Annotated in this window: 18 protein-coding genes and 1 riboswitch; of the genes, 3 read left to right on the top strand and 15 right to left on the bottom strand. The window is 71.0% G+C overall.

Annotated features, from left to right (window positions below; translation table 11 throughout):
• Positions 1–77 precede the first annotated feature (77 nt).
• The gene (locus tag HJG52_RS01960) at positions 78–401 is read right to left on the bottom strand and encodes an antibiotic biosynthesis monooxygenase family protein (protein ID WP_171241888.1); all 324 of its coding nucleotides are present in this window, start codon (positions 399–401) and stop codon (positions 78–80) included.
• A 100-nt stretch (positions 402–501) separates the two neighbouring features.
• On the opposite strand from HJG52_RS01960, the gene HJG52_RS01955 reads away from it, so the two are divergent.
• Both HJG52_RS01955 and HJG52_RS01950 read left to right on the top strand, forming a co-directional pair.
• On the top strand, positions 502–648 hold the full coding sequence (locus tag HJG52_RS01955; RefSeq protein ID WP_171241887.1) for a hypothetical protein: 147 nt from the start codon (positions 502–504) through the stop codon (positions 646–648).
• A 91-nt stretch (positions 649–739) separates the two neighbouring features.
• Positions 740–2,533: an HNH endonuclease signature motif containing protein gene (locus HJG52_RS01950; protein ID WP_171241886.1), complete on the top strand. Its 1,794-nt coding sequence runs from the start codon at positions 740–742 to the stop codon at positions 2,531–2,533.
• Between the two features lie 49 nt (positions 2,534–2,582).
• On the opposite strand, the gene HJG52_RS01945 is transcribed toward HJG52_RS01950, so the two are convergent.
• From HJG52_RS01945 to HJG52_RS01880, 14 genes are all read right to left on the bottom strand, one after another.
• Positions 2,583–3,059, bottom strand: a complete 477-nt coding sequence (locus tag HJG52_RS01945) for a PH domain-containing protein (RefSeq protein ID WP_171241885.1) — start codon at positions 3,057–3,059, stop codon at positions 2,583–2,585.
• A 10-nt stretch (positions 3,060–3,069) separates the two neighbouring features.
• Positions 3,070–3,915, bottom strand: coding sequence for an ATP phosphoribosyltransferase (gene hisG, locus HJG52_RS01940; RefSeq protein WP_171241884.1), 846 nt, complete (start codon positions 3,913–3,915; stop codon positions 3,070–3,072).
• A gap of 13 nt (positions 3,916–3,928) precedes the next feature.
• On the bottom strand, positions 3,929–4,192 hold the full coding sequence (locus HJG52_RS01935; RefSeq protein ID WP_171241883.1) for a phosphoribosyl-ATP diphosphatase: 264 nt from the start codon (positions 4,190–4,192) through the stop codon (positions 3,929–3,931).
• Complete coding sequence (ribH, locus tag HJG52_RS01930; protein WP_171241882.1) at positions 4,189–4,674, bottom strand: 6,7-dimethyl-8-ribityllumazine synthase; 486 nt, start codon at positions 4,672–4,674, stop codon at positions 4,189–4,191. Before ribH ends, HJG52_RS01935 begins: the two co-directional genes overlap by 4 nt.
• Positions 4,671–5,897 (bottom strand): 3,4-dihydroxy-2-butanone-4-phosphate synthase, encoded by a 1,227-nt coding sequence (gene ribB / locus HJG52_RS01925; protein WP_171241881.1) that lies wholly within the window; start codon positions 5,895–5,897, stop codon positions 4,671–4,673. Before ribB ends, ribH begins: the two co-directional genes overlap by 4 nt.
• Complete coding sequence (gene pnuC / locus HJG52_RS01920) at positions 5,894–6,601, bottom strand: nicotinamide riboside transporter PnuC (protein WP_171241880.1); 708 nt, start codon at positions 6,599–6,601, stop codon at positions 5,894–5,896. The genes ribB and pnuC overlap by 4 nt, the downstream gene beginning before the upstream one ends.
• Positions 6,598–7,251: a riboflavin synthase gene (locus HJG52_RS01915; RefSeq protein ID WP_171241879.1), complete on the bottom strand. Its 654-nt coding sequence runs from the start codon at positions 7,249–7,251 to the stop codon at positions 6,598–6,600. Before HJG52_RS01915 ends, pnuC begins: the two co-directional genes overlap by 4 nt.
• Positions 7,251–8,276, bottom strand: coding sequence for a bifunctional diaminohydroxyphosphoribosylaminopyrimidine deaminase/5-amino-6-(5-phosphoribosylamino)uracil reductase RibD (gene ribD, locus HJG52_RS01910; protein WP_206069850.1), 1,026 nt, complete (start codon positions 8,274–8,276; stop codon positions 7,251–7,253). The genes HJG52_RS01915 and ribD overlap by 1 nt, the downstream gene beginning before the upstream one ends.
• Positions 8,277–8,390: 114 nt before the next feature.
• A riboswitch (FMN riboswitch) is annotated at positions 8,391–8,521 on the bottom strand.
• A gap of 79 nt (positions 8,522–8,600) precedes the next feature.
• Complete coding sequence (gene rpe / locus HJG52_RS01905) at positions 8,601–9,257, bottom strand: ribulose-phosphate 3-epimerase (RefSeq protein ID WP_171241878.1); 657 nt, start codon at positions 9,255–9,257, stop codon at positions 8,601–8,603.
• 5 nt (positions 9,258–9,262) lie between these two features.
• On the bottom strand, positions 9,263–9,787 hold the full coding sequence (locus tag HJG52_RS01900; protein WP_206069848.1) for a GNAT family N-acetyltransferase: 525 nt from the start codon (positions 9,785–9,787) through the stop codon (positions 9,263–9,265).
• Positions 9,784–11,271 (bottom strand): RsmB/NOP family class I SAM-dependent RNA methyltransferase, encoded by a 1,488-nt coding sequence (locus HJG52_RS01895; protein ID WP_346767516.1) that lies wholly within the window; start codon positions 11,269–11,271, stop codon positions 9,784–9,786. The genes HJG52_RS01900 and HJG52_RS01895 overlap by 4 nt, the downstream gene beginning before the upstream one ends.
• The gene (gene fmt, locus HJG52_RS01890; RefSeq protein WP_171241877.1) at positions 11,264–12,202 is read right to left on the bottom strand and encodes a methionyl-tRNA formyltransferase; all 939 of its coding nucleotides are present in this window, start codon (positions 12,200–12,202) and stop codon (positions 11,264–11,266) included. The genes HJG52_RS01895 and fmt overlap by 8 nt, the downstream gene beginning before the upstream one ends.
• Entirely contained in the window at positions 12,199–12,744 is a 546-nt protein-coding gene (gene def / locus HJG52_RS01885; RefSeq protein WP_171241876.1) for a peptide deformylase, read from the bottom strand. Before def ends, fmt begins: the two co-directional genes overlap by 4 nt.
• A 24-nt stretch (positions 12,745–12,768) precedes the next feature.
• Entirely contained in the window at positions 12,769–13,212 is a 444-nt protein-coding gene (locus HJG52_RS01880) for a hypothetical protein (RefSeq protein ID WP_171241875.1), read from the bottom strand.
• Positions 13,213–13,308: 96 nt separating this feature from the next.
• On the opposite strand from HJG52_RS01880, the gene HJG52_RS01875 reads away from it, so the two are divergent.
• Positions 13,309–13,857, top strand: a complete 549-nt coding sequence (locus tag HJG52_RS01875) for a TetR family transcriptional regulator (RefSeq protein WP_171241874.1) — start codon at positions 13,309–13,311, stop codon at positions 13,855–13,857.
• Positions 13,858–13,870 lie beyond the last annotated feature (13 nt).

Below are 13,870 nucleotides of genomic sequence, written 5' to 3'. Positions count from 1 at the left end.
CCCGTCATGCGGAAGGGTCGGCTTTCCTGGTTGGGCCACCGTGCGACCGTTGGGAGGGGCAACCGGTGTGCCGCGGTTCAGCGGGGCCCGGTCGGTCCGTATGAGCGCGTGACAGTTGCGACCCTGACCTGGTAGTCGACGTACCACGTCGATCGCCCGCGCTCCTGGGCGATGACGTGCTCGGCCACGCGCTTCCACGCGGCGGCGGCCTCGTCATCGGTCCAGTACGACACCGTGACCCCCAGGCCGTCTCGGGCCGACTCCATGCCGAGGTAGCCCGGTTGCCGGGCAGCGAGCTCGTTCATGCGCTTCGACATGGCGGCATACCCGTTGTCACCGTCACTGCGCACCGACGTGAAGATCACGGCCGTGTAGGGCGGTTCGGGCGTGTGCGCGATCACGGGTTCATCCTCGCAGCAACGATGCTGGTGACGATCGCCCGTTCGAGAGCTCCTCGGGATTCCGCATTCGTACGCAGCGCGAAGGTGTGATGGTGCGGGCGTGGCCGGTGGCATCACCTTCACGGCGAGCCAGGTGAGGGCTCTGGGTCCGAACGAGGTCTTGTTCTCGTCCCGCGACAAGAACGGCGAGGCCAGTGTCGTGATCTCACCCAAGGCCACCTTCTTCTCCCAGATCTGCAACGAGTAGCGATTGCGTACCCACCCGGATGCGTTGCAGGACAGCGAGATTCGTTGTGGACAACCCTTGCGTTTCGAACGTGTGTTCGATAGAGTGAGGCATGGTCGGAACGGAGCTTCTGGAGCAGGTCACGCAGGCAGTGCGTGACCTGTCGGGGGCCGGTGCCGCGGCGGAGCTGGGGTCGTGGTCGGGTGAGGACCTGCTGGACCTGGTCGAGGCGACGCAGCGGCTGACCAACACCGTCGCCGCGCTCCAGACGCGGGCGGTCGCGCACGTCGCCGCCCATGACGAGCACCTGGACCAGCACGGTCAGTGGGTGCTGCAGCACCGCGGCCTGGGACACAAGTCCTTGGACGCCGGGGCGATGATCGCCACCCGGATGGGCATCTCGACCGCCGCCGCCGAGTCCCGCGTCGATGACGCCGTGCACCAGGTCACCGTCACCCCGCAACTGGTGCAGGCCATGAGCCGTGGTGACCTGGACGGGTGGCGCGCCCGGGTCGTGACCAGTGAGCTGTCCGCCTGCCCCGACCAAGCCGCGACGACGGTGATGGACCTGCTTTTGGCGCACGTGGCCGACCGGGGCGGGTGGGACGAGACCGCCGGCCCGTTACGGACCCGCGTACGGCGCCTGGTCGCGAAGGTCGCACCGCAGGTCCCGGCCGAAGAAGCAGCCGTCGCGGTCGAGCGGCGGTGCGTGGTCCGCACCCCCGCGACCCAGGGCACCGACCGCTGGGAAGCCGAACTCCCGGTCGAGTCCTCGTTGCCGATGTGGCACGCCATCGAAACCCTCGCCCACCAGCTCCGGCAAGGCGACCCGACGTTGAGCGTGAACCAGGCCCGCGCCGACGCCCTCGCCCAGCTCGTCCTGGCCCAAGCCGATGTGACCGTGCTCCTGCACGCCACCATCCCCGACACCCCCACCAACCCCACCGACCGCACCAATCGCGGCGACGGCGGCGGCGACGGCGCCGGACCAGGAGGCGGAGCACCGGATACCGGCTCTGACTCGGCACCCAAGCCACCGGTCGGCACCGGCGAGCCTGGCGACATCACGACTGGCGACGGTGAGCTCCGCCCGACGCGGGTGGCGACGCTGACCGAGATCGGCGGGTTGTCTGCGCAACCGGTGCTGCTCGACGTGGACAACTTGGGCAGCAACGTCCGCCTCAAGACCTCCACCCCACTGATCTGCGACCCGAACACCGGAGCCGTGACCTCCGGCAGGATCCCGGCCGGCCTGGGACCACCAGGCAAAACCACGAGGAACGCCGCCACACCAGTGCGCTCCTACGCCATGCCCACCCGCATGCAACGCCTCGTGCGCCTACGCGACGGACACTGCCGCTTCCCCGGCTGCACCATCGCCGCCCGGTTCTGCGACATCGACCACGTCGTGCCCTGGCCCATCGGCGCCACCGACCCCGCCAACCTCATCTGCCTGTGCCGCCGCCACCACCGCATCAAACAACGCCAAGGCTGGCAAGCCATCCTCCTCGCCGGCGGCATCGTCCAATGGACCGACCCCACCGGCAAACACACCACCACCAACCCAGCCGACCACCTCGACCGCACCACCCTCACCACCGAAGTCCCCGCCCACATCGGACCCGACATCCTCATGATCGCCGTCCCCCGCCCCACCAACGAAGACAACACCAACCCCAACGACACCGGCCGAGACAACCTCGGCCAAGGACCGCCCGGTCGCCGGCTCATCGAGTGGAGCAACGTCCCCCGCCACTTCCTGCGACCCCTCGACCCCACCGACGACATCCCCACCCTGCTCGAGCTCCACTACGAACGCCTCATCGAGCTCCACCAACCCACCACCGACACCATCACCTTCGACCGCCGACCACCCGAACCCGTCTACGACGAACCACCCTTCTAACCGGGCCCCTGCCGGTCAGAAGGGCGCGCCGGACCTGCCCGCGGCCGGCTCAGCCGCGAGCCAGGTCGTCCGGTCCAGGCGCCGGCGGGCTGAGTGCCTGCACCAGCGCCACGAGCCGCGACGCTTCGGCACGACCGGCTTCGGCGTCGGCCTTCTGGATCGCCATCACCGCAACGCGATCGGTGTCCGCGAGCTCGATGGTCACCCACGGGTCGCCGCCAGAGAACTGCACGTCGACGATCTGGTCCCAGGCGATGGTGCGCGAGAGCAGCAGGTTGCGGACGGTGAGCGTGGTCCGGGTGGGCACCGCCTTGATGCTGGCGTACCGCCACAGCAGGAAGGCGATGCCAATTCCGGTGCCGGCAAAGAAGATCCGGTCACCGACGGTCCAGTTGCCGCCGCGGTCGGCACCGGGCAGGAGCACGGCGATCCCACCGAAGATGACGAGCGCCACGACGGCGGCAACGAGCGCAACGGCCCGTCCGCGCCGCGGCCGGAAGGGCGCGAAGGCGACGGCGTCGTCCATCAGTCGACCATCACAGGCGGCAGGCGGCGATGTCGGTGACCAGGATCGCCCGAGCGCCAAGGTCGTACAGCTCGTCCATGATCGCGTTGGTCCGACCACGGGGAACCATGACTCGCACGGCAGCCCAGTCGCGGTTCTGCAGCGGCGACACCGTCGGCGACTCCAGCCCCGGCGCCACCGCGCACGCAGCCTCGACGAGGTCCGCCGGCACGTCGTAGTCGAGCATCACGTAGTGGCGGGCGGTGATGACTCCGGTGAGCCGACGCCGCAGCACCTCCACGCCAGCCGTCTCCTCGCTCCCGGCGCGGGCGATGAGCACCGCCTCGCTGCGCAGGATCTCCTCGCCGAAGACCTCCAGTCCCTGCTGCCGCAAGGTCGTGCCCGTCTCCACCACGTCCGCGATGACGTCAGCGACACCCAGCGTGATCGCCGTCTCGACCGCTCCGTCGAGACGGACCACCTCGGCGCTCACCCCGTGCTCGGCGAGGTGCTTCTCCACGAGCCCCGGGTAGCTCGTCGCCACCCGATGACCGGCGATGTCGGTGACGGCCGCACCAGTGCCGGGCTTCCCGGCATACCGGAAGGTCGAACCGCCGAAGCCGAGAGTCATCACCTCGGTGGCGGGACTCCCCGAGTCCAGCAGCAGGTCGCGGCCGGTGATGCCGCAGTCGACGGTGCCGGACCCGACGTACACCGCGATGTCACGCGGGCGCAGGTAGAAGAACTCGACGTCGTTGTCTGTGTCGGCGACCACGAGCTCCTTGGAGTCGCGGCGGACGCGGTAGCCCGACTCGCGCAGCATCTCCACCGCGGGCTCGGACAGGGATCCCTTGTTGGGCACGGCAATTCGCAACATGACGCGGTTCTTCCTAGAGGTGTGCGTAGACGTCGTCGAGCGTGATGTCGGAGGCGACCATGAGGACTTGCAGGTGGTACAGCAGCTGGCTGATCTCCTCAGCCGTGCGCTCCTTGCCCTCGTGCTCGGCGGCCATCCACACCTCGGCGGCCTCTTCGACGATCTTCTTGCCGATGGCATGCACGCCGGCGTCCAGCGCGCGGACGGTGCCCGAACCGTCGGGTCGGGTCACCGCCTTGTCGGCCAGCTCGGCGTACAGCTCGTCGAAGGTCTTCACGCCCCAAGCGTACGGGGAGCCAGCTCGGCCAGGGTGACCGCGGTCGCCACCGCCGCCATCGCCGCCTCGTGTCCCTTGTCCTCGCGCGAGCCGGGCAGGCCGGCCCGGTCGCGGGCCTGTTCGTCGGTGTCGCACGTGAGCACACCGAACCCGATCGGCACCCCGGTGCGGGTGCTGACGTCCGTGAGGCAATGGGTCACGCCGGCGCAGACGTAGTCGAAGTGCGGTGTGCCGCCCCGGATCACCACGCCCAGGGCGACGAGGGCGTCGTATGCCGGCGCGAGACGAGCGCACGCGACCGACAGCTCCACCGTGCCCGGCACCCGCACGACCGGGGCCTCCGCGACGCCGGTCTCGGCGAGGGCACGCCGGGCCCCCGCGATGAGCCCGTCCATCACCTCGGTGTGCCAGGTGGCGGCGACGATCGCAACCCGCAACCCGGTGCCGTCGGCCGTGACCTCAGGCGCGCCGTGCCCACTCATGCCGTCGCCCCGGCGTCCGACGCGTCGAGCACGAGGTCGTGACCCAGCCGGTCGCGCTTGGCCCGCAGGTAGGCGTGGTTGTGCGGCGTGCTCGACACCTGCAGCCGCTCGACACCGACCACGCCGACACCGAGCTCGCGCAGCGCCTGGACCTTGACCGGGTTGTTCGTCAGCAACCGGACACCATCGATGCCGAGCGCGGTGAGGATCGCGGCACCGGCGGCATACTCGCGCGCATCGACGGGCAGCCCGAGCTCAGTCTGCGCGTCGATCGTGTCAAAGCCCTTGTCCTGCAACGCATAGGCCTGCAGCTTGGCCAAGAGACCCACCCCGCGACCCTCGTGCCCACGCAGGTAGACCACAGCCCCGCCAGCGGCCGCGACCCGTTCGAGCGACCGTTCGAGCTGCGGTCCGCAGTCGCACCGCCACGACCCGAACGCGTCACCGGTCAGGCACTCGGAGTGAAGCCGCACCAGCGGTGCCGACGACGGGATCCCGCGCGGGCTCACCAGGGCGACGTGCTCGTTACCGGTGAGCCGGTCGCGGAAGCCGACGGCGCGAAAGACGCCGTGGCGCGTGGGCAGCACCGTCTCGGCGAGCTGGTCGACCCGGTCGTGCCGCTGCCGCCACCGCACCAGGTCGGCGATGGTGAGGACGAGCAGGCCATGCTCGGCGGCCAGGTCGCGCACGGCCGGCAGCCGCATCATCGTGCCGTCGTCGTGGACGAGCTCCGCGATCGCCCCTACGGGCTCGAGCCCGGCGAGGCGGCACAGGTCGACGGCCGCCTCCGTGTGACCCGACCGCTCCAGGACGCCACCGGCCTTGGCACGCAACGGGACCACGTGCCCCGGCCGGACGAACGCGTCGGCCGTCGCAGCCTTGTCGGCGAGCAGCCGGATGGTGTGCGCGCGGTCGGCCGCCGAGATCCCCGTCGTCACGCCGTGTGCCGCGTCCACGGTGACCGTGTATGCCGTCCGCAGCGGGTCGTGGTTGTCGCTCACCATGAGCGGGAGGGCGAGCTCGTCGGCCCGGTCGCCGGTCATGGGCGCGCAGACATAGCCGCTGCTGTGCCGGATCGTCCAGGCCAGCCACTCGTCCGTCAGGGTCTGCGCGGCCAGGACGACATCGCCCTCGTTCTCGCGGTGCTCGTCGTCGACGACGAGCACGGGGCGACCCGCGCGCAGCTCGGCAAGGGCCTCCGGGACGGTGGCCAGACCGGTCATGCGGTGGCCACCTCCTCGGGCTCACGGTCGGGGGCTTCCGTCCGAGAAGCCTTGAGCCACACGAAGAACCCGTACACGACCAAGCCGCCGTAGACGGCATACAGGATCGCCGACGGGTAGAACTTGGAGTGCCACAGCAACGGGACGCCGACGATGTCGACCGCGATCCAGGCCAGCCAGAAGTCGTTCCAACCGCGGGCCATGGCGTAGGTGGCGATGAAGGAGCCGACGAAGATCCACGCGTCGCACCAGTAGTACCAGCGCGGCGCCGGCCACCCCGCGCCGATGACCGAGAACAGCCACTGGAAGACCAGCACACCCGCCACCCAGGCACCGAGGTAGGCGAGGCGCTCGGTCATCGTGGCCCAGCGCGGGGTGATGGCGGGTGCGTCGGCGCCGTGCGCGTTGAGCTTGCGCACCTGGTTCCAGCGCCACCAGCCATAGATGCTCGTGATGATGAAGAAGACCTGCCGTCCGGCCTGCCCGTAAAGGGTCTCGTGCTGGGGCGTGCTGAACGCGACACCGAAGAACACCGTGAACAGCAGCACGTTGCCGATGATCCCGATGGGCCACGCCCAGACCCGGCGGCGCATCCCACCGATGGCGGACGCAAAGCCGAAGAGGTTGCCGACGACCTCGCGCCACAAGATGGTGTGCGACCCGAGGTGCAGCTCGGCGTTGAAGAACTGCTCCAGCCAGTTCATGCGGGGATCTCCTGGGTGTTGAGGGGATGGGTGGTGGGGCGATGGGTGGTGAGCAGGCGCTCGACGTACTTGGCGATGACGTCGACCTCGAGGTTGACGAGCTCGCCGGTTCGCTTGCGGCCCAAGGTGGTCAGCTCGAGCGTGGTGGGGATGAGGGAGACCTCGAACCAGTCGCCGCCGGAGTCCGTGCCGACGTCGGAGACGGTGAGGCTGACGCCGTCGACGGTGATCGAGCCCTTCTCGACGACGTAGCGGGAGACGGTGTCGGGCAAGGTGAAACGCATGAGCAGCCACCGGTCGGCGGGTGCCCGGCCGGAGATCGTGGCCGTGGCGTCGACGTGTCCTTGGACGACGTGGCCACCGAAGCGGGCGCCTGCCGCCATGGCGCGCTCGAGGTTGACGTGGTCGCCGGGGCGCAGGGCGCCGAGACTGGTGCGGGCGAGCGTCTCCCCCATCACGTCGACCGTGAACGTGCCGGCCGCGTCGGGGGCCTCGTCGACCACGGTGAGGCAGACCCCGTTGACCGCGATTGACGCCCCGTGGACCGCATCGGTGGTCACGAGCGGCCCGTGCACGGTGAGGCGGGCGGAGTCGGCGCCGTGGTCGATGGCGACCACCCGGCCGAGCTCCTCGACTATTCCGGTGAACATCAGCAAATCTCCTTGAGCAGAGCCGTGATCCGCACGTCCGTGCCGATCGGCGTGATGTCGGTGGGCGCGAGCCGGAGTGCGTCGGCGATGGTGGTGATGCCGAGGTCGCTCACCGACTGCCGCCCGCGACCGAGCAGGACCGGTGCGACGTAGGCGACCACCTCGTCGACGAGCCCGTCGGCCAGGAACGCCGCCGCGACCGTCGGGCCGCCCTCGAGCCACACGTGGTGCACCTCCGCGGCGGCAAGGGCATCCAGCACCTCCTTGGGGCTGCGGGTGCGCAGGTGCCAGGTCGGTGCGACATCGTCGAGCACGCGCGCGTCGGGCAGCAGGTCACGCATCCCCATCACCACACGGATGGGCTGGGTCTCCCGCAACGAGCCGTCCGGCCGGCGTGCCGTCAGGTGTGGGTCATCGAGGAGGGCCGTGCCGGTGCCGACGAGGATCGCGCCGCACCGGGCGCGTTGCTCGTGCACATCGGCGCGAGCGGCCTCACCGGTGATCCAGCGACTGGTCCCGTCCGCGGCCGCCGAGCGCCCGTCGAGGGTCGTGGCCAGCTTCCACGTCACCCATGGGCGGTGGGTGCGCATGAGGTGGGTCCACGTGCGGTTGAGGGCGGCGGCCGTCTCGGCCTCCACCCCGCCGACGACCTCGACCCCGCGGTCGCGCAGCCACGCTGCTCCCCCGGCCGCGGCCGGGTTGGGGTCGGACTGGCCGTGGACCACGCGACGCACGCCCGCGGCATACAACGCCTCGCTGCAGGGCCGTGTGCGGCCCGTGTGGTTGCAGGGTTCGAGTGAGACGTATGCCGTGGTGCCGCCAGCGCGTGCCCCCGCCCGCGCGAGGGCGTGCGCCTCCGCATGGGGAGTCCCGGCACCGCGGTGCCAGCCCTCGGCGACGACGGTCCCGTCGTCCGCGACCAGGACGCAGCCCACACGCGGGTTGGCGTTGGCCTCGGGCCCCTGCGCGGCCAGCTCGAGGGCGCGCAGCATCCACCGGCTGTCGGCGTCGGGGTGAGTGCCCATCGCTCCGTCCTCGTGGCTCCAGACCTGTCGGTCGAGCTCCGGGGGACGACGGGCGTCGAGCCTTCCGAGACGCGTCGCCGGACGGCGAGGTCACGACCTGGAAGGTTCTGCCTGTCACGTGCTGCCTACCATCCGGACTTTCACCGTCGGTCTGGGAGTTCCACCCAGTCAACCGGCCGCTGGCTGCGGTCGGGTCGCGGACTGTCACCGCCGGTTCGGAATTGCACCGACCCCGGAGCACGTCGCCGTCAGTATGCCCCACGTCGCCGCGGTCGAACCTGGGCGGTCCGCGTGACGGTCATCACGAGCACCGTCGAACAGACCTCAGTGGCCGTGGGCGGTGACCAGCCGTCGCAGCTCGTCGATCGCCGCAGCCGCGTCCTGCGCGCCGTAGACCGCGGACCCGGCGACGAAGACGTCAGCACCAGCCTCGGCACACTGCTCGATCGTCTTCGCCGAGACGCCGCCGTCGACCTGCACCCACACCTCGCCGCCGCGGCGCCGGACGGCCTCGCGCACCTGCGTGACCTTGGGCATCTGGTCGGCCATGAACGTCTGGCCGCCGAAGCCGGGCTCGACCGTCATGACGAGGACCATGTCGAGGTCATCGAGCAGGTCCTCATAGGGCTCGAACGGCGTGTTCGGCTTGATGGCCATGCCCGCTCGCGCCCCGGCAGCACGCAGGTCACGCGCGATGGCACGCGGGTCCTTGGCCGCCTCGACGTGGAAGGTCACCGACGAGCCGCCGGCCTCGGCGTACTGCGGCGCCCAGCGGTCGGGGTCGTCGATCATGAGGTGGCAGTCGAGCGGGATGGGGCTCACCTGCGCGAGCCGCTCCACGACCGGGAGCCCGATCGTGAGGTTCGGCACGAAGTGCGCGTCCATGACGTCGATGTGCGCCCAGTCCGCGTTCGCGATCCGGTCCAGCTCGTGCTGCAGGTTGGCGAAGTCCGCGGACAGGATGCTCGGCGAGATCTGCACGGGACTCACCCTATCGGCGCGGCTCCGCGCACCATCCGAGCCACACGCAGGTCAGGGAAACGACGGTCGCGGTAGGCCGTGCCGTCGTCACGAAAGCCGTTGCGGGCGTAGAACGCCCGGGCGCGTGCGTTGTCGGCGAACACCCACAGCTCGGTCGGACGGTCGGCGGGCAGGACGGCGTCGAGAAGGCGCTGCCCGAGTCCCGAGCCCAGCTCGTCACGGGCGACGTAGAGGGCCCACAGCTCGAACGGCCGCACCGGCGCCGGGCGGTCCTCGATCGGGCGCGCAGGGCCGGAGGTCGCGAACCCCACCACGGCGCCGTCGGTGGTGGCCACGACCCGGTCGACGCCCGGTGCCGGCGGTCCGGCCAGCATCCGTTCCCACCGTGCGACCGCTGCCTCCACGGTCCATTCGTCGAAGTAGCCGGTGGGCAGGTACTCACCGTACGTGTCGACCCACGACTGGTGGTGCGTGGCGGCGATCCCTGCCGCGTCATCCGGCACCATCGCCCGGATCACGGTGTCGTTCACGGCTTCTTGCGCAGCAGGGCCAGGAACATCCCGTCGGTGCCGTGCAGGTGCGGCCACAGCTGCACCCACGGCTGGTCGCCGGGCACCTCGATCGGCTCGCCCTGCGCATCGCGGAGGTACTCGCGCACCGGGACCGCCTCGACGTCGTCGCGCTTCTTCAGCAGGTCCGACACCACGAACTGCGTCTCCGCGAGGTGCGGGCTGCACGTCGAGTAGGCGACCACTCCCCCGGGCGCCGTGGCCTCCACGGCCGAGGCCAGCAGGTCGCGCTGCAGCGCACCGAGCCCGGCCAGGTCGCCCGGCTGACGACGCCAGCGCGCCTCCGGTCGCCGTCGCAGCGCACCGAGACCCGTGCAGGGCGCATCGACGAGCACGCGTTGGTAGCGGCCGGGCTCGTCCGCACCGACCTCGCGGCCGTCACCGGTGCGCACCTGGATGCTCCGTCCCAGCTGACCCGCCTTCGCGACGGCGGGTGCGAGGGTCTGGCGGACCAGGTCGGTGCGGTGCGGGCTCACCTCGTTGGCGACGAGGTCTGCGCCCTGTTCCAACGCGAGCGCGGCCAACAAGCCAGCCTTGCCGCCGGGTCCCGCACACAGGTCGAGCCACTTCTCGGGCTCTCCGGCCGTGACCTCGACGGGCACGGCCGCCAACGCGAGCGCGAGCAGCTGAGACCCCTCGTCCTGCACGGCAGCACGTCGTTCACGCACGGCAGGTATGCCGCCCGGGTCACCACCCGACAGCACCGCACCGACCGGTGAGGTCGCCGACGGCTCCGCCCCGGCAGCCACGAGCTCGTCGACGGTGGCCAGCCCGGGGCGCGCCACCAGGGCGACCTTGGCCGGCGCGTTGTCGGACTCCAGCAGCGACTCGAGCGAGCCGTCCACCGTCTCAGCCGTTGCCGCGCCGTGCCCGAGCAGCGCGGCACGCAACGCCTTGACGACCCACTCCGGGTGCGACTGTGCGACGGCGAGCTGCGCTGCCGGGTCGCCGCCGGACGGCACCACCTCGGCCAGCCACTCCTCACGCGATCGTTCGCTGATTCGGCGCAGCACGGCATTGACGAAGCCGGCTGCCCCGGCGCCGTTGACCTTGCGGGCCAGGCCGACGGTCTCGGCCACGGCGGCGTGGGTCGGCACCCGCATGCCCAACAGCTGGTGTGCGCCGAGGCGCAGGGTGTCGAGGACTCGCGGGTCGATCGAGGAGATGGGGCGGTCCGCGGCCACCGCGATCACCGGGTCGTAGAACCCGTGCATGCGCACGGCGCCGTACACCAGTTCCGTGGTGAAGGCGGCGTCGCGACCGTGGATCCGCCTGTCCCGCAACACCTTTGGCAGCTCGAGGTTGGCGTAGGCGCCGTCGGCCACAGCACGCATCACGGTGTAGGCGGCGAGCCGCTGCGGGTCGGACCCGCGGCTGCGCTCGCTCGGCCGCTGCCGCGAGCGCTGCTGGCGCTGGCCCCGGTTGGACGGTCGCTGGTCAGCCACGGGTGAACCGCTCCCCCGGTTCGATCCGCACACCGCGCGCCCAGTCGGCGGCAGCCATCACCTTCTTGCCGTGCGGCTGCACGTCGCCGAGCCGCACCACACCGCTCGCGGTGCCGACGTGGACGTCACGCTTGCCCGCGGCGACCTCGCCCGCGGCAAGGGACCCACCGGCATACGCGGCGTCGACCGTGAGGGGCGCGAGCTTGAGGCGTTCGCCGCGGAAGGTCGTCCACGCGCCCGGCGCGGGCGTGCACCCACGCACGAGCCGGTCGACGGCGACCGCCGGCACGTCCCAGCGCACCTCGGCGTCGGCGACTTCGAGCTTGGGTGCCAAGGAGACGCCGTCGGGCGACTGGGGCACGGGAACGAGCGACCCATCCTCGATGCCGTCCATGGTGGCCACGAGCAGCCCCGCCCCGGCCCGTGACAGCCGGTCGAGCAGGTCGCCGGCGGTGTCGCGCGGACGAATCGTCTCGGTCATGTGCCCGAACACGGGCCCGGTGTCCAGCCCCGCCTCGATGAGGAAGGTCGAGGCACCGGTCACCTCATCACCGGCCATCACGGCACGCTGCACCGGGGCCGCCCCCCGCCACGCCGGCAGCAGGGAGAAGTGCAGGTTGACCCAGCCATGGGCCGGGATGTCGAGCGCGACCTGCGGGATGAGCGCCCCGTAGGCGACCACCGGACACGCATCGGGCGCGATCTCGCGCAGGCGGGCCAGGAAGTCCTCGTCGCGCGGCCGCTGCGGCGTGAGGACCTCGATCCCGATCTCCTCGGCTCGTGCCTTCACGGGTGAGGCGACGAGCGACCGCCCACGTCCCGCACGGGCGTCCGGTCGCGTCACGACGGCGGCGACCTCGTGGCTCGACGCGGCGAGCGCGTCGAGCGAGGGCACCGCGGCTTCGGGGGTGCCGGCGAAGACCAGCCTCACAGGGCCCGACCGAACGTCGAGTGCGGGCTCACCTTGACCTGCGGCGGCGCCTGGCCGTCCCAGTCCGCCTCGCGGATCGCCTTCATCGCCGCCTTGCGCTGCTCGGGGTCCATCCGGTCGATGAACAGGATGCCGTCGAGGTGGTCGGTCTCGTGCTGCAGGCACCGCGCCATCAGCTCGGACCCCTCGATCACGACCGGCTCGCCGAACTGGTTGAAACCCTTGGCGACGGTCCGCAGTGCCCGCGGCGTCTCGAACCGCAGCCCCGGGAACGACAGGCAGCCCTCCTCGCCCTCCTGGAGCTCCTCGGACAGGTCGAGGTCGGGGTTGACGAGGTGGCCGAGCTCGCCGTCGATCCAGTAGGTGAACACCCGCAGGCCGACGCCGATCTGTGGCGCGGCCAGGCCGGCGCCGGGTGCGTCCATCATGGTCTCGGTGAGGTCCTTGACCAGCTGGCGCAGCTCACGGTCGAAGTCGACGACCGGCTCCGCGGGTGTGCGCAGCACGGGGTCGCCGAAGATGCGGATGTTCTGGATCGACACGCGCGCCAGTCTAGGCGCGGCCCCTCAGGCGGCCGCGGTCGACTGACGGGCGCGACGAAAGTCGCGCGTCACCGACGAGCGCAGCAACACCACGGCCAACGGCGCCAGCATCAGCCCGAACAACGCCTGCTCGACCTTCATCCAGACCGGGTAGCCCGAGTCGGGAGAGATGACCAGCGCGGCAATGCCGAGCGGCGCCAGCACGCACACCACCCGCAGCCGCAGCAGCGCGGCACGGCTGGCGCTCTGCCGCGCCGAGCGGACGAGAGTGAGCAGCCAGACACCGCCCACGGTGTAGGCCACGGCCCGCAGCCAGACGACCCAGTTGACCTGGTCGGGGTCGACCCGCTGGAGGACGAACGCCGCGAGCACCGTCAGTGCGGACACCACGGCGATGGCGCCGAAGACGACACGGGCCGATCGCAGGATCCGGTCGGTGGCGGGGCTCAGGACGGAGTTTACTCGCATGAGTAAGGTTTTACCTGACCGAGTAAGATGCCGTCAAGGGCGCGACGCGAGTGGGGGCGTCGAGCCTGCCCGCCGGCGAGCCGCAAGGATGCAGTCGTGAGCACCGATACCCGTGAGCAGATCGTCGAGGCGACCGTGCGCGTGCTCGCGCGCGAAGGGTTCCACGGCCTCTCGTTCGCCAAGGTGGTGCAGGAGGCGGGGCTCAGCAGCACCCGGCTGATCTCCTACCACTTCGGGACGCGTGACGCGCTCCTGCAGGAGGCGTTCGCCCATGTCCTGGCTCGGGCGGCGGCCTTCATGGGACCCCGCATCGCCGAGCAGGACTCGATTCGCGGCAAGATCACGGCCTACATCACCAGCAACCTCGAGTTCCTCACCGAGGACCTGGCCTACGCCAGGGCCGCGGTCGAGCTCGCCGGGAACCTCACCAACCCGAACGGCAGCCAAGGGCTCGACCTGCTCGAGGCGGGGTTTCGGTCCGGTCAGGGCACCGGTGAGCTGCGCGACTTCGACGTCCGCACGATGGCCGTAGCGCTGCGGGGCTCCATCGACGCGACCGTCCTTGCCATCGTGAACGGCACGGTCCAGCCCGAGCCGGCCGCACGGGACCTCGCCGAGCTCTTCGACCGGGCGATCCGCGCCTGATGGCGGCCGCGCC

This window comes from Knoellia koreensis, assembly GCF_013041615.1.
Classification (GTDB): Bacteria; Actinomycetota; Actinomycetes; order Actinomycetales; family Dermatophilaceae; genus Pedococcus; species Pedococcus koreensis.
Note: the sequence above shows the minus strand (reverse complement) of the source record. Positions and strands in the feature narration are given on the sequence as shown.